The 15950-nt window shown below is 27.4% G+C and carries 14 protein-coding genes and 1 other annotated feature; of the genes, 5 read left to right on the forward strand and 9 right to left on the reverse strand.

All coding sequences use genetic code 11. The annotated features are described in order from the left end of the window. Positions 1 to 244: 244 nt before the first annotated feature. Positions 245 to 1009 (reverse strand): polysaccharide deacetylase family protein, encoded by a 765-nt coding sequence (locus tag IC218_RS11640; protein WP_227824484.1) that lies wholly within the window; start codon positions 1007 to 1009, stop codon positions 245 to 247. Positions 1010 to 1299: 290 nt separating this feature from the next. On the opposite strand from IC218_RS11640, the gene IC218_RS11645 reads away from it, so the two are divergent. Further along, positions 1300 to 1503 (forward strand): alpha/beta-type small acid-soluble spore protein, encoded by a 204-nt coding sequence (locus IC218_RS11645; protein ID WP_003422115.1) that lies wholly within the window; start codon positions 1300 to 1302, stop codon positions 1501 to 1503. A gap of 190 nt (positions 1504 to 1693) precedes the next feature. Next, positions 1694 to 2230: a DUF4364 family protein gene (locus tag IC218_RS11650; RefSeq protein ID WP_009891708.1), complete on the forward strand. Its 537-nt coding sequence runs from the start codon at positions 1694 to 1696 to the stop codon at positions 2228 to 2230. 3 nt (positions 2231 to 2233) lie between these two features. On the opposite strand, the gene IC218_RS11655 is transcribed toward IC218_RS11650, so the two are convergent. Next, positions 2234 to 3100 carry a YncE family protein gene (locus tag IC218_RS11655; RefSeq protein ID WP_227433702.1) on the reverse strand — a complete coding sequence of 289 codons (867 nt, stop codon included), beginning with the start codon at positions 3098 to 3100 and terminating at the stop codon, positions 2234 to 2236. A 148-nt stretch (positions 3101 to 3248) separates the two neighbouring features. Here IC218_RS11655 and IC218_RS11660 point away from each other — a divergent pair, with 148 nt between their 5' ends. Beyond that, positions 3249 to 3494 carry a TIGR03905 family TSCPD domain-containing protein gene (locus IC218_RS11660; protein ID WP_227433701.1) on the forward strand — a complete coding sequence of 82 codons (246 nt, stop codon included), beginning with the start codon at positions 3249 to 3251 and terminating at the stop codon, positions 3492 to 3494. Between the two features lie 140 nt (positions 3495 to 3634). On the opposite strand, the gene IC218_RS11665 is transcribed toward IC218_RS11660, so the two are convergent. Next, a complete protein-coding gene (locus IC218_RS11665; RefSeq protein ID WP_227824485.1) occupies positions 3635 to 4933 on the reverse strand; it encodes a bifunctional folylpolyglutamate synthase/dihydrofolate synthase in 1299 nt (432 codons plus the stop codon). Positions 4934 to 5062: 129 nt separating this feature from the next. Then, on the reverse strand, positions 5063 to 6085 hold the full coding sequence (locus tag IC218_RS11670; protein ID WP_227433699.1) for a S8 family peptidase: 1023 nt from the start codon (positions 6083 to 6085) through the stop codon (positions 5063 to 5065). Between the two features lie 738 nt (positions 6086 to 6823). Here IC218_RS11670 and IC218_RS11675 point away from each other — a divergent pair. Continuing rightward, positions 6824 to 7537, forward strand: a complete 714-nt coding sequence (locus IC218_RS11675) for an AzlC family ABC transporter permease (RefSeq protein WP_227481866.1) — start codon at positions 6824 to 6826, stop codon at positions 7535 to 7537. Then, positions 7530 to 7853, forward strand: coding sequence for an AzlD domain-containing protein (locus IC218_RS11680; protein ID WP_227433697.1), 324 nt, complete (start codon positions 7530 to 7532; stop codon positions 7851 to 7853). The genes IC218_RS11675 and IC218_RS11680 overlap by 8 nt, the downstream gene beginning before the upstream one ends. A 256-nt stretch (positions 7854 to 8109) precedes the next feature. Here the strand turns inward: IC218_RS11680 and rgaR are convergent, their stop codons facing one another. From rgaR to IC218_RS11705, 5 genes are all read right to left on the reverse strand, one after another. Next, positions 8110 to 8820 (reverse strand): two-component system response regulator RgaR, encoded by a 711-nt coding sequence (gene rgaR, locus IC218_RS11685; RefSeq protein ID WP_227433696.1) that lies wholly within the window; start codon positions 8818 to 8820, stop codon positions 8110 to 8112. 419 nt (positions 8821 to 9239) lie between these two features. Further along, positions 9240 to 11906: a valine--tRNA ligase gene (locus IC218_RS11690; RefSeq protein ID WP_227824486.1), complete on the reverse strand. Its 2667-nt coding sequence runs from the start codon at positions 11904 to 11906 to the stop codon at positions 9240 to 9242. A 76-nt stretch (positions 11907 to 11982) separates the two neighbouring features. Then, positions 11983 to 12247: a binding site (T-box leader), on the reverse strand. Positions 12248 to 12567: 320 nt separating this feature from the next. Further along, positions 12568 to 13395, reverse strand: a complete 828-nt coding sequence (locus IC218_RS11695) for a polysaccharide deacetylase family protein (RefSeq protein ID WP_227433694.1) — start codon at positions 13393 to 13395, stop codon at positions 12568 to 12570. Between the two features lie 47 nt (positions 13396 to 13442). Next, positions 13443 to 14867 (reverse strand): [Fe-Fe] hydrogenase large subunit C-terminal domain-containing protein, encoded by a 1425-nt coding sequence (locus tag IC218_RS11700; protein WP_227824487.1) that lies wholly within the window; start codon positions 14865 to 14867, stop codon positions 13443 to 13445. 83 nt (positions 14868 to 14950) lie between these two features. Beyond that, a complete protein-coding gene (locus tag IC218_RS11705; RefSeq protein ID WP_227433692.1) occupies positions 14951 to 15823 on the reverse strand; it encodes an FUSC family protein in 873 nt (290 codons plus the stop codon). Positions 15824 to 15950 lie beyond the last annotated feature (127 nt).

Raw genomic sequence — 15950 nt, forward strand, 5'->3', positions numbered from 1 at the left:
AAACAAAGTTATACCCTTTGAAAATACTATCTTACAGCGTTTATAATTCAATTTAATCATTTAAACCCAATAAAAAAAAGTCAATTATTAGACGTTTTTTTTACTGATTTAATCTATAATTATTGATATTACATACATACATAAAAAAGTGTCAAAAAACAGACACCGTCTTTTTATCGACACTTTTCTAACATATACTATATAATTTTCCACAACACTGCTAAAAATATACATTTATTAATTATTAATTTTTTAGTTTTTGTACTCCATTAGAATCAACTATGTAATTGTCTTTATATAATAAATCAGATATTTTTACTAAGCTATATCCATCTTTTTTAAGTCTATTTATTATGGTGTCCAAATAGTTATCTACATCATTTATATTAGCATGAAATAAAACTATTGAACCAGGCTGAGATTCTTTTATTACTTTTTCAATTACATGATTTGGGCCAAGCTCTTTCCAATCTATCGAATCTACATCCCACTTAATTACTTTATAACCTAAATCCCCACAAATGTCCATAGCTTTATTGTTTACGTCTCCAAAAGGTGGTCTAAATAGATTAGTCTTTTTACCTGTTATGCTAAATATTTTTTCCGATGTAGTTTCTATTTCTTCTTTTATATCCTCTTTTGATATCTCTTTTAAATTAGCATGTGTATTTGAATGATTTCCAATCTCATGTCCTTTTTCATCTATAGCTTTAACAATTTCTTTGTTATCATCCACCCAACTACCAACTAGAAAAAAAGTAGCTTTTATGTTATGTTTATCCAAAATTTTAAGAATATCATCCATGTTATCAGTTCCCCAAGCAACATCAAAACTCAGAGCTATCTTTTTCTCATTTGTATCAACTCTATATATAGGCATTTTTGAGTTATCAGATTTAGAGCACACATATTTTATTCCATAAACAAGAGCAAATATTAGTACCAATAATAATGAAAAAAATAAAACACTATATATTAAAGCTTTAGTTCTCTTAACTTCTCTTTTCATACTGTTCCCCCTTTTAAATAAATTCTTCTATATTTAAAATTTATTTTTTTTTAGCTCAAAAAAGTACTGTAATATTTAATTTATAGGACAACAAATAAAAAAATAAACTCTATATTAGGCCAATTAAATCCTTTAAAATACTACTTTTTTTAATTTTTTTATATTTTTTACATTTTTACCTTTATTTTTCTGTATATATTATTTTTATTTTGGAGAAATTAGTATTAACATCACATAAATAAAAGTGTTGTTAGACATCATAAACTAATTATTTAAGGAGGAAATTTACTATGTCAAATTCAAACAGAACAGTAGTGCCAGAAGCAAAAGCAGCTTTAAATCAAATGAAATTAGAAATAGCTAACGAAATAGGTTTATCTAACTATGAAAACATAGACAAAGGTAACTTAACAGCTAGAGAAAATGGATATGTTGGTGGATACATGACTAAGAAATTAGTTGAAATGGCTGAAAGACAAATGGCTGGAAAATAGATAGTAAATTTTGACACCTGGGTATCAACAGGGCTGCCGATTGGTAGCCCTGTTTTCTTGTCTTCATTTATAAAATTAATTTTATCTAATTTGTTAAAGATTAATGATACTATACAAATTATTCTTTTAATTTTGTATAAATTAGTTTAATATATTATATATAGAAATAGTTTGACGGAGGATGATATTTATGTTTGAAAACTCATCTGAAGAATTAGCTTATCACAAACTTTTAATTTTGTATATATTGGAAAAAATTAAAATGGATTTAACTAATTCTCAAATAACTCAAGTAGTATTAGAGACTGAAATGATGAATTACTTTTCATTACAACAGCTTTTATCTCAGCTTATGGAATCTAAGTTTTTGACTACATATAAAGACTCTGACAGAGAATATTATGCTCTTACTCAAAGAGGTGTAGAAAGTCTAGAATACTTTTTTAATCGAATACCTACTAGTGTTACTGAAAAAATAGACAAGTATATAGATTCTAATAAAGAAAATTTACTAGCAGATACTCAAGTAAAATCTAGCTTCGTAAAACAAAGTGATAATGAATTTATTGTCAATCTTAGAGTCATAGAAAATCAATCTAACTTAATAGATTTAAATCTAAATGTTTCATCAGAGAAACAAGCAAAACTTATTTGTAACAATTGGAAAAACAATGCATCTTATATGTATGCTGAAGTTATCGACTTACTTATAAGAGACATACATTAAGGCCTACAAACAAACTATAGTTGTAGGCTCTTTTCCTACCTTGATTACTTTTATTAATTTATTATTTGCAGTTTCATATACTTTAACTGAGTTTTCTTGAGTATCTGATACAAATAATAACTTTTCATCTTTAGATATTTCTAATCCCTGAGGAATTCCATCTATTTCAATATTTCCAATATATTTACTTGTTGTATAATCCAAAATTCTTACATTATTATAACCCAAGTCAGCAACATAAACTTTTTTCCCACTATAATTAAACCTTATTTCTACTGGCAATAAGAATTCATATAATACCTTTTTTATATCCATACTTACTTCATCAACTATTACAAGCTTTCCATCAAGTGTTGATATATACATTTCTTTCTTTTGTTTATCAAGTGCTATATGCCATGCTCTAAAGTCCATATTGATTTTCTTTTGTATACTTTTATTTATTGTGTCTATACATACTATCGAATTTATACATGGTACATATAACTTTTTACTCTCTCTGTCAAAATCAAATCCATGTGGCATATTATCAACACCAATGATTCCTATTGGATTTAATGTATTTTTATCCAACACATATATGCTATTTGAATCTTCATTTGCTACAAATAGCTCATTATCACTAAGCATAACTTGACTAAGACTTCCTCCTATAGAAACAGTATCAATTATTTTATCATTACTTAAGTCTAAAACATATAGTATTCCATTGCTCGAACTAGGTATGTATATCAAATTTTTTTCCTTTTCTATGCAAAAATGATGTGGATATATATTATCCTCTAATACTATTTCTTTTTCTAGTTCAAGTGTAGAATAATCAACTATACTAATGCTCTTTGATAGGTAGTTAGAAATATAGATTTTCACATAACCCCTCCTCTCTACAATACATATACTACAATAATATATTATTTTATTAGCTTGTATTATGCTTTATAGTTGCATTATTATACATATATTTGGTATTATTATTGATGTTGACACAATGAAATAATAATTAATGGAGGTCTTTTTTATGAAGGTTACTTTTAACCCAAGTGGTGTTTGTTGTAGAGAGATGTTTTTTGAAGTTGATGAAAATAATGTGATTGTTGATGCTGAGTTTATAGGCGGATGTAATGGAAATTTATTAGGGCTTAAGAGTTTAATAATTGGTCAAAATGCTCTTGAAATTGCTGATAAATTAAATGGTATTGATTGTGGAGGTAAGGGTACTTCTTGCCCAGACCAATTATCTAAAGCTATTCGTCAATCTATATAGATATTACTAATATATAGTGATACGCTAATCTAAAAACTGATTTCATTAAAAAAGGAGTTGTCTATTATTTTAGCCAACTCCTCTTTATATATCTTTTATTTATATCCATATATTTATATCTATGTATTTATTTTATAAGATTATAATTTCTTTACCAAAGTTCTAACTGTGCCTATCATATATAAAGAACCTGCACTTATTATAATATCATCTTTGTTTGATGTTTCCAATGTATAATTAACTGCATCTTCTATTTCATGCTTTGATGTTACATCACTTACATATTTTAATATTTTTTCTTTTAATATATCTGAATTTATAGCTCTTGGATTATTAGGAGTTGTTGTCACTACTTTGCTAAATTTAGGCATTAGTATGTCCAAGACACCATCAATATCTTTATCTTCCAACATGCCTATTAATAAAGTTAGTTTTTTGTCTTTAAAATGTTTATCAAGTGCTTTTGCTAAAGATTTTGCTCCATCTTCGTTATGTGCTCCATCTATTATAAATATTGGACTTTCTTTTATCTTTTCTATTCTTCCTGGCCATTTAGTAGTTATAAGACCTTTTCTTATAGATTCTTCACTTATATTATCTAATTTTTTTATATCTTTTAGATATTTTAGTACACTCATTGCCAATATAGAATTATTTATTTGATGTTCACCTATCAACATTATTTCAAGATTCTTATAAGTTTCTCCCATTATATTACAGTCATATATTTGAGAGTTTATGTTTGATTTTTTTATATTTATATCATCAAAATTAACTTCTATGTATTTTGCATTTTTTTCTTTGCAAACTGACTTTATAACATCCTTTGCTTCATCAGTCTGGTCATATACAAGTACTATTCCATTTTCCTTTATTATACCAGCTTTTTCATATGCTATTTTTTCTATTGTATCTCCAAGTATTCCTGTATGGTCTAAACTTATAGATGTTATTACACTTACAAGTGATTTTGTTATTATATTTGTAGCATCATATCTTCCACCTAATCCAACTTCTAAAGCTACAAAATCTACTTTCTGCTCGGAATAGTAATAAAATGCCATTGCAGTAACCACTTCAAATTCAGTTGGATATGCATAACCTTGGCTTACCATGACTTCTATCTTTTCTTTTATTAAACCAATTATTCTAGCAACATCTTCTTGTGGTATATTCTCTCCATTTACTCTTATACGCTCAGCAAAAGTTTCTAGATATGGAGATGTGTATAAGCCGACCTTATATCCACTTTCTCTTAATATATTAGAAATAAAAGAACACACTGAACCTTTTCCATTAGTTCCAGCTACATGTATTATATTTAAAGTTTCTTGTGGATTTCCCAACAGTTCTAATAATTTTCCAATATTCTCTAACCCTAATCTTATACCAAACTTATTGGTTTGTGATATATATTCTAATGCTTCTTCATATTTCATTATCTAATTCCCCCTGTATTGGCATTTTATTTTATGTTATCTAATTATAGTATATTTTTAACTTTTAATCTACTAACAAAGAATACATATAATCTAACACCTTCTACATTAAATTTAGTTAATAAATTTTTATTTATCTTTTGTATTTTTATATCTTTCTACTAATTCAGTTAATGTATATATTGAAACTAAGTCATATTTTGATATATCCATATAATTAAATTTCAAATCAAATCTTTTCTCTAATTTTTCTAATAGATTAAAACAATTATCATAAACTAATCCTATCTCTTTATTAAAAAGACTACATTGAAATAATTTTTCATTCTCAGCTTCAGTATTTAAACACTCTCTAATAACATCCGCAACTTCCATAAGCAGAGCATTTTCCTTATCATATAAATCCACTTTAAAATCTGGAATCCTACTATACTTATCTAAATCACGACTACTCCAACAATTTTTGGTTGCTAGAGACTCAAGTTTTTTATTTAACGCAGATACTGTTATGTTTGGTTCTTCTGACAATATTTTAGCTATTTTCCCAGTAAATTTTGCAGCTACATAACTATTACATTTTGGTGGCAATCTGAAAGAATTATTTATATCACAACTTATATATGAATTACTATCCATAACACATTGAACATCATATTTTTTATTGTACCAAAAAGAATTCTCTATATCTAAAGTAGAAGCCCTTACACCTATAACATTGTTAAACATAGCTGGATAACTCAAGTCAAAGTTATTGGCTAAGGAACATACTATTATCTTTCCTTTTCTAAACAATTCATAGCAAACTTCAAATAAACCTTTAACACTTTCTACACCTATAACTGATAAACTTAAGTTAATCAGTCTTATATTAGTATCCAAAAGGTATTTTAATGCCTCTTCAAGAACCTTTATATTTGCAATACTATCTTTACCTAAAACTTTTATCACAAATAGTTCTACATCTTCATACTCCTTTTTTATTATTGATGCACAAGCAGTTCCATGACCATCCTCATCATCAAATTTGTCTGATATAAAGATATAGTCATGCATACATTCAAAAGCAATTCCTCCAACTAAGTTATCTTTTAAGTAATCATGTTCTTTATCTATTCCTGTATCTAATACTGCAACCTTAACTTTATTATTCATATCACATATATTCTCCATTACTAAAAGTTTTTAATATATCTACATTAATAGTTCATCTTAAACTTTAATTTATGTGGCACAATTTATCTTTTAAATGCTATATTTGTTGCTAAAAACGTAAAATAAGTACACTATATACTTAATTCATCTTAATTATATCAATTATTGTCATTAAATTGTTAAATATTACGATAAAATTTTTAGATTTATATCACATTTTAGAATTATTTGTAAAAAGGGGACTGTCTTTTTTATTAGACAATCCCCTTGTATATTTTATTATTTATTATTCACAATTAATTATATTTCATATTTTGTAATTTAAATGTTATATATCTTAATTCTATTTATCTAGGGGAATAATTATCTTTATATGTTGTACAACCCATTTAAGCACTATTCTAAAAATTAATATCCGTAAGTAATATTAAAAAACTATATTTTGTTAGTATCTAAAAAATCCAATCAAATAAAATTTCTCTTGCATGTTAAATAATACCATATATCTATACATTATATCATATTTCAATAAATAAATTGCATAAAAGGAAATCTTTTAATAGAATTAAACTATTTATAAAATCATTACCATAAGTTCTACAGACTATAAGTGAATTTTTGATACTTACAGGCTACCATCTTAATCATTGATATAACTAGCTAAAATAGCTATAATAAAATGAAACAATTATTTATAGAATTTTATAAATATTCATTATTTTTAAGGGGTGATTGTATTTGAAAAAAGACATGTCAAAAAGAGAAATCTTAAAGGAAAGCTTTCTAGCATCAATCCCAATATTTCTAGGATATATTCCCTTAGGACTTATTTGTGGTATTATGCTTCAAAAATCAGGTCTACCAGCCTTCTATATATTGTTTATGTCATTTATAGTATTTGCTGGTAGCTCACAATTTGTAGCTGCTTCTATGCTCGCTTCAAACGGAAGTATTACTTCAATAATTTTAACTACATTTATATTGAATCTTCGCAACTTCCTAATGAGCTCTAACTTACATATGCACATAAAAAATAAGAACATGAAATTTTTAATGTATTTTTGTCATGGTGTTACAGATGAAACATTTGCTATAAACTTAGAAAAATATACTTATGGAAATTGGACTGATACACATGCTTTATACTTAAATAACCTTTGTATAATAGTATGGGCTGTAAGTTGCTTCGTGGGTGCATTTCTTGGAGAGATTGTTCATATAAGCGATTCTGTTGCTGGCTTTCTGCTGACAGCTATGTTCATTACTCTAATAGTTAATCAAATTAAAAATAAAATATATGTACTTGTTTCTATACTTTCTATATTATTATCAGTAGTTTTATATACTTTCTTTAAGAATAGTTTAGTTATTATAATAGCATCTATTTTATCTGCTTTATTTGGTTTTTATATTCAAAAATTAACACATAGAAAGGAAGGCAACTATGAATAATAACTACATAATTATAGTTATCTTAGGCATGGCAATTGTTACTTATATTCCAAGAATTTTACCTATGATAATATTCTCAAAAAATGATATGCCTGAATCTATTAAAGATATCATGAAATTTATACCTATTGCTATACTTAGTTCACTAATAGCAAAAGATATTTTCTTTAATGGAGATAATCTATACCTTTCATTTACTAATCCTAAGATTATTTCAGGCATAATAGTACTATTAGTAGCTTATAAATTTAAATCTATTGCAGTATCAATAGCTGTAGGTGCAATATCCATATTTTTATTTGGAATTATATTATAATACTATATACAACATATGATATAGTACAAAATATAAAATATACTATATTGAGGTTAATATTTAAAAATTAAATTAATGCAGATTATAATTGGGATACCTTACATATAAAACAATATTGATAACTACTAAATTACCACTTTACATAATAGAAACTGTCTTAATATAGAAAATTTCTTCTACATTAAGACAGCTTTGAATCAATAGCTTTGTGATGACATTAAATATTTTTTACTATATTTCTTTACCTTTTTCAAAATTAATACATTATATCACATAACAAGCTTGTTAAAGTTGCTTTTAAATCTTTAAGTCTGTACTTACTAATAGGTATAAATTTTTCATTAATAGTAATCATATTGTCTCCAATATCTTCTATTCTTCTCAAGTTAACAATGAAACTTGTATGACATCTAAAAAAGCCATTTTCACACAATAACTTTTCCGCTTGTTTCATACTCATATTAGCTTTATAATCTCTACCTGATGTATGTACAACTAAATCTCTCTTTACAGTTTCAACATACAAAATAGAATCTATCAGTATTCTGTTAAATCCTTTTTTATTGTACAAAACTATATAACGCTCCTTCTTTCTTTGAAGGTTGTCAATACAAAGATTTACACCCATTGCGAAATTACTATACTCTATAGGTTTTACTAAATACCTATAAGCACGAACTTCATAACCTTGTGGGGCATACTCTGAAAAAGCTGTCGTAAATATAATCTCTACCTTTTCATCAAATTTTCTTATTTTTTTAGCCACCTCGATTCCATTAATATCTTTCATTTGGATATCCAAAAATATAATGTCAATTTTTTCTGGGTATTTGGAGAGTAAATCTTCTCCACAGGAAAATTCCAATATTTGATAATTTAGACACCTTTCAGACAACAGTTTTTCTGCAAACTCTTTTAGTATGCTTCTTTGTATTTTCTCGTCATCACATATAACTACCCTAAACATAATATCACCTCCAAATCTAAAATATCATTTAGTTTACTTTATTTCAATTTACAAACTGTATCTAACTAGCTTTATATTTAAATTTTGATATAAATTTAAATTGTCGATTAAATTACTCATAACAATTATTTTTGATATATAAACTTATTTTTTGACATATTTATCTTTTTTTTTAACTATACAACATAAAAAATATAGGAAAACAAACGCAACATGTATTTATTATCCTATATTAAATATTATAATATATCAATTTTTTATTGATTATAAAGTTCAAAAATATAAAATTAATACAGTCATAATAAGATAAAAATATCACATATCTCTAAAAAATTATAACATCATATTTATCTACATAGAAAGAAAAACATACAAAGAATACATATTTAGTACTCTTTGTATGTTTTTATCCCACACATTTATTTTACTTTAGTTTTTAAATTTGCTAATCTTTCCTCAACAGATTTAATCATTTCTTCAAATTTTTCTTTTTTAGCTTTTTCTTCTTCTATTAAGCTTTCAGGAGCTTTTGCTAAGAATCCTTGATTTGCAAGTTTTCCATTAACTCTCTTTATCTCTCCCTCTAACTTTTTCATTTCTTTAGATAGCCTTTCAATTTCTTTTTCAAAGTCAACTAATTCATTAAGAGGTATGAATATTTCAACACCATCAATAACTACACCAACTGCATCTTCTGGTACATTTGATTTGTCTTTTGCTATCTCAACAGTTGAAGCAGATGCTAAAGTTATAAAATAATCCTTACCAAGTTCAATAGTTTCTATCTTATCTTCACTTGGTACTATTATTAATTTAGCCTTCTTAGAAGGTGGTACATTCATTTCTGCTCTCACATTTCTTATACTTCTTATACCTTCCATTAATAAACTCATCATTTCTTCTTCATCAACCATATTATCTTCTTCATTATATTTTGGCCATTCAGATACTATTATACAACCTTCAACAGTAGGAAGATGAGTGTATATTTCCTCTGTTATAAATGGCATATATGGATGTAGTAATTTTAATATTTTTTCAAGTACATAAGTTAATGTATATAAAGCAGCAGACTTAGCATCTGTATCGTCTCCATATAATCTAGGTTTTACCATTTCAATATACCAGTCACAGTATTCTGACCAAGTAAAATCATATATCTTTTGTAATGCTATCCCTAAATCAAATTTATCCATGTTATTAGTAGCTTCTTTTACAATATTATTGGCTCTTGATATTATCCATTTGTCAGCTAGAGTTAAATTATCTTTTACATTTTCTCTATTTATATTCTTAATTATCTCCTCATCAATATTCATAAATACAAATCTTGATGCATTCCACAATTTATTAGCAAAGTTTCTAGCAAATTCTACTCTTTCCATATAGAATCTCATATCATTTCCTGGGGAATTTCCAGTTGTTAATGTAAATCTTAGTGCATCAGCTCCATATTGCTCGATTATTTCTAATGGGTCGATACCATTTCCTAAAGATTTACTCATTTTTCTACCTTGAGAGTCTCTTACTAAGCCATGAACTAGTACATGGTCAAATGGCTTTTCATTCATACAGAACATACCTGCAAATGCCATTCTAACTACCCAGAAGAATATTATATCGTATCCTGTAACAAGTACACTTGTTGGATAATAATAATCTAATGCATCTGTCTTATTTGGCCATCCTAGGGTAGAGAAAGGCCATAATGCAGAACTAAACCAAGTATCTAGTGCGTCTTCATCTTGTTTAAAATGAGTGCTTCCACATTTAGGACATTTATCTGGCATCTTTTTAGCAACTACTATTTCTCCACACTCTTGACAATAGTAAGCTGGTATTTGATGACCCCACCATAATTGTCTTGATATACACCAATCTCTTATATTTTCTAACCATTGTAAATAAGTTTTATCAAATTTATCTGGAACAAATTCTAATTCTCCTTTTTTAAGAATATCTATAGCTGGTTTTGCAAGTTCTTCCATCTTAACAAACCATTGCTCTGATAATCTAGGCTCAATTACTGTATGGCATCTATAACAAGTTCCTACATTGTGATTATGCTCTTTTATCTTGATTAGATACCCTTGTTCTTTTAAGTCTGCTATGATGGCTTTTCTACACTCAAATCTATCCATACCTTCATATTTTCCACAAACTTCGTTCATAGTTCCATCTTCATTCATTGTATTTAATTGCTCAAGATTATGTCTTAAACCTACTTCAAAATCGTTAGGGTCATGAGCTGGAGTCATCTTAACAGCACCAGTTCCAAACTCTAAATCTACATAACTATCTGCAACTATTGGAAGTTCTCTTCCTACTAATGGAAGTATTGCTGTTTTTCCTATTAAGTGTTTGTATCTATCATCGTCTGGATTCACAGCTATACCAGTATCCCCTATCATTGTTTCAGGTCTAGTAGTAGCTATTTCCAAGAAGTCTTCACTATCTTTTAATGGATATTTTATATGATAAAAGTTTCCATCCTGCTCTTCATGCTCAACTTCTGCATCTGATAAAGTAGTTTTACAGTCTGGACACCAGTTTATTATTCTATTCCCTCTATATATATGTCCTTTTTCATATAGGTTTACAAAGAACTCTATAACTGCTTCATTGCAACCTTCATCCATAGTAAATCTTTCTTTATCCCAATCACAAGAATCTCCTAATTGTTTAAGCTGATTAACTATTTTTCCTCCAAATTCGTCTCTCCATGCCCAAGCTCTCTTCAAAAATTCTTCTCTTCCTATTTCGTATTTAGTCTTACCTTCTTCTTTTTTTATTCTTTCAACAACTTTAACTTCAGTTGCTATAGAAGCATGGTCAGTTCCTGGAAGCCAAAAAGCTTCATATCCATCCATACGTTTCCATCTAATAAGTATATCTTGAAGAGTATGGTCAAGAGCATGTCCCATGTGCAATTGACCTGTTATATTTGGAGGCGGCATCATTATTGTAAATGGTTTTTTATCTGGGTTTGGTTTAGATTTAAAATACCCTTCATCCATCCATTTTTTATATAGCCTAGCCTCAAAATCTTTAGGGTTATAAGTTTTTGATAAGTTCGTATTTTCCATTGTATTGCCTCCTATATTTTTATAAATAAATTTTTTAAATATTTTTGGGAATAAAAAAGAGCCTTTCATCCTCTTTTAAAAGGACGAAAAGCTCGCGTTACCACCTTAATTCCAAAGATTAAAAATTCATCAACACATAATTAAATTAATAGTTAATGACAATCTTAATAACTTTGACTCTCAAAGAATTTAACGATTCTAACCGTCTAAACTTACTAATAGTTCAGTTTAGAAACTCCAAAGCTACATTCAGCAAACCTTATACTTAGAAAATCTTACAGCCAGTGAATTTTCCTCTCTTTTAGTAGTATTTACTTACTCCTCTTCTTCTTAGTCTTTAATATTATATATTATTATATACAAATATTATTCTCTTTGTCAATTATTTTTATTTTATTTTTTCTGAATTTTCCCAATTATCATTTTTTATATTCTATGCTAATTATTATAATCTATACTATTTTTTTAAATTATTTTGTTTTACATAGTCAATAATTATTCTATTACTTTATTGACATTTTTACTACTATTTTATCAATTTTATGTTAGTTTCACTTTATATGTTATTTTCCTATATGACATTTTAACTATAATATTTCAAATGTAATTAAGTTATGTATTATATTTTATAAATGCTTTATTTTATATTTTTTAAAGTTCACTATAGGTTTTCTTGCCAGAAGTTTTTAGGCATAACATTCTCTGTAATTGGCAATATAGTATATCCTCTCTCTTTTAAAATTCTTATCATATTATTTAAAGCATTTACACTTTGTTCTTTTTCATGAATTAATACTACTAATTCATCTCTTTTTCTTCCATAATATAAAATATTACTAACTATTTGACTTGTGGACGATTTCCAGTCTTGTGTATCTAAATTCCAATCCCAAATTAGGTAATTATTTGCCATAAGCTTATCGTATGAACCTTCTGGCATATATGGCTTACTTCCATATGGTAGTCTTATTAACTTTGAGCTTTGACCAGTTATATCCTGTAGCGTTTTATTACATGTGTCAAATTCTCCAACTGTTACTTCTGGACTCTTATACAACTTATGTATATCATGACTTACACTATGAAATCCTATCGAATTTTGTTCTTCTAAGACTCTCTTCACCTCTTCTTTGTGGTTTTTCATATTTTGATTAAGCATGAAAAATGTCGCTTTGACATCATTTTCTTTTAAAATATCGAGCAACGCATTTGTATATTTTGATGGTCCATCATCTATTGTTATGTATGCAACTTTTTCAGATGTAGCTCCTGGTCCTTTCCTCTCTTCTTGAGATGTTTTATATATAATTTCTCCTAAAGTGTTATTTTGAGAAAGTAATTCTAATGTAGTTTTATCTTTTGTATTGAGATTTTCAACTGGAACATTGTTAATTTTTTCTTCTAATAATGTCCCAGTTAAAATTAAAACAGCCACAAGAAATACACGTATAATTACATGAAAAACAGTTTTATTATCTTTAATTTTCATCCCCCATATCTCCCTTTTTATAAAAACATAAACTCAAACTAAAAAAATTATTTTTTATATTTATTGTCCTTCTTATTACTTTTTATGTCTCTGCTAAATATTTTCTTTACTTGTTCTTCTTCTTTTTCTCCCAATGATTCTACTCTCTTTATTCCCATAGAAGTTAAAAATTGTAGAACATTTAAATTATCAAATGGTGTTTCCATATTTGTACTTTCACTGTATTCATCAACATTCTTAGTACCTTCTTCTACACTTAAAATACGCTTAGGACCTCCCACACAACCTCCTACGCAACCCATTCCTTCTATGAAAGTAGCCTCTATCTCTTTATTTAAAACTTTCTTCAGACCATCCATACATTCTTTTGTTCCTTCAAATGCTTTTTCTTTAAACTTTATGTTTTTATCAATTCTTCTAACTGATAATTTGACTGCTTTACTTACACCCCCTGTTCTAGCATAAACTCTACCTGAAAGAGATGCTTCTACTCTATTACTTTCATCCATTACTGCTGGATTTAGTTCTAATGCATCAAATATTTCCTGTAATTCTTTAAACGTAAGTACAAAATCAACTGCATCCTTTATATCTTCCAACATTGCTTCTTTCTTCTTTGCCATACAAGGGCCTATAAATACAACTTTAGCCTCTGGATTTAAAATCTTTACAGCTCTACCACAAGCAATCATAGGTGACACAGATGGTGATACCTTATCTAATATTTGAGGAAAACTATTTTGTATTAAGCTAACCCAAATAGGGCAACAGCAACTAGTTATAAAGCATCCTTCTTCGTCCTTTTTCATATGCTCATAATAGTCATATGCTTCTTTTGCAGTAAGCATATCTGCTGCTAAAGCAACTTCTATCATATCTTCAAATCCTATCTTTTTTAATGCAGTTCTTAACTTACCAGGACTTACATCTTTTCCAAATTGACCTACAAAAGCTGGTGCGACTATTGCATATACGGGACTTTTTATATCTTTTAATAGCTTTATCATTGGTATGAATTCAATCTTATCTGATATCGCACCTAATTTACATCTTGACACACAATCACCACAGGCACTACATGTATCTTCCTCATTACAATTAATATGCTTATTTCTTATATTGCATGACTCATCTTCTTTATTATTTTCATCACAATATTTACAAGCATCTGATATTATAGATATTATTGGTCTTTTTACTTCATCCAAATTTACAGCTTCGTGCAATGCATCTTTTAGGTTTTTATCTGTATCTCCTGTTACATCCAATCCCATAGTTACCCTGATTAAATTCACCATAGTATCTTTGTCAAATTGATTATCAAAATTTTCGTTTAACTCTTCACTTAAAATTTTTTCAGGCAAGTTTTCAATATCTTCTGTATCCTCATTCCATACTGCCTTTACAAGTTCTCCAAAAAGCTTCATTTTGTATCTTTCTAATATTTTAGAATTATCATTTATAGTATTCATAAAAAATAGTACCTCCGTAAATTAAACTTATATATGTTTAATATTTACAAAGATACTATTTTTTATTTATTATTTATTGACTATTATTGATATGACTTATTTAATTTTTTCAATAATTCTATTTCAAGCATTATTTTCATTAAATGATAGTTAAACACTGGACTTTTTTCTTCATCTACATTCCAATCCAGTTCATCCACACCATATGTTTTCTTAAGGTATTTATATGTATGCTCTTTTAAATAGAGTTTATTTTCTAGTAACTCTATAGATTGCATGTGAAAGTGGATTTCTCTACATATCCTTAAGGCATTTTCTATTTTTTCTATATTGGTTTCACTTAAACTATAGTCTAACTCGTCGATAAGTTTTGAATATATTTCTTCCAATTTTTCTACTTCTTCTTCAAATTTTTCTACATCTAGATTTTCTTTTCTAAGTATTTTTTCTTCAATAAGCAACATTGAAAGTTCTTCTATTTTTTTAAACTCATCTATAACACTATTTAGGTAGTTTGGTCTAGCAACATAATAATTAACGAGTACACCAAATAAAACTCCTACAGATGTATCTAATACCCTGTGTAAAGAATAGTATACGGGGTCATTGTTTCCTACACCTAGATGTATGGCTAGAAAAGTGACACAGGCAACAACTACTGACTTTATTTTAAACAGATTACATAGATATATTGAACACATTACACCAAGACCACATAAAAATGGGTCTCCTGCTTTGGTGATAGCAAATAAAAATCCTATTATACCACCCAAAATAGTACCTTCTACTCTATTGATTCCTGTCTTTAAAGAACCTTTCACTGTGTCCTGAACAGAAATTATACATGCTACTAGAGAATAAAACATATTCTCAACCAAATAATTACCAAGAAGCATACATAAAGTTACACTAATTCCTGTCTTTATAGTCCTCATACCCATCTTTTGAAGTTTCAAATTTCCACCTCCTAAAAGCACCTTATATAAAATACGCATCCTCATATTTAATATGTTCCTAGTATATCACAATTTTTTAAATTTACCCATTAATCGCATTTTTTTAACAATTGCTTTTTAATTTAGA

Source organism: Clostridioides sp. ES-S-0005-03 (genome assembly GCF_020658455.1).
In the GTDB taxonomy this organism is placed as follows: Bacteria; Bacillota; Clostridia; order Peptostreptococcales; family Peptostreptococcaceae; genus Clostridioides.

Bases quoted from the DNA above. Each gene is read 5' to 3' on its own strand.
- IC218_RS11645 (WP_003422115.1), top strand. From the start codon at position 1,300: ATGTCAAATTCAAACAGAACAGTAGTGCCAGAAGCAAAAGCAGCTTTA.
- IC218_RS11640 (WP_227824484.1), bottom strand. From the start codon at position 1,009: ATGAAAAGAGAAGTTAAGAGAACTAAAGCTTTAATATATAGTGTTTTA.
- IC218_RS11700 (WP_227824487.1), bottom strand. From the start codon at position 14,867: ATGAATACTATAAATGATAATTCTAAAATATTAGAAAGATACAAAATG.
- IC218_RS11670 (WP_227433699.1), bottom strand. From the start codon at position 6,085: ATGAATAATAAAGTTAAGGTTGCAGTATTAGATACAGGAATAGATAAA.
- IC218_RS11665 (WP_227824485.1), bottom strand. From the start codon at position 4,933: ATGAAATATGAAGAAGCATTAGAATATATATCACAAACCAATAAGTTT.
- IC218_RS11680 (WP_227433697.1), top strand. From the start codon at position 7,530: ATGAATAATAACTACATAATTATAGTTATCTTAGGCATGGCAATTGTT.
- IC218_RS11650 (WP_009891708.1), top strand. From the start codon at position 1,694: ATGTTTGAAAACTCATCTGAAGAATTAGCTTATCACAAACTTTTAATT.
- IC218_RS11695 (WP_227433694.1), bottom strand. From the start codon at position 13,395: ATGAAAATTAAAGATAATAAAACTGTTTTTCATGTAATTATACGTGTA.
- IC218_RS11690 (WP_227824486.1), bottom strand. From the start codon at position 11,906: ATGGAAAATACGAACTTATCAAAAACTTATAACCCTAAAGATTTTGAG.
- rgaR (WP_227433696.1), bottom strand. From the start codon at position 8,820: ATGTTTAGGGTAGTTATATGTGATGACGAGAAAATACAAAGAAGCATA.
- IC218_RS11660 (WP_227433701.1), top strand. From the start codon at position 3,249: ATGAAGGTTACTTTTAACCCAAGTGGTGTTTGTTGTAGAGAGATGTTT.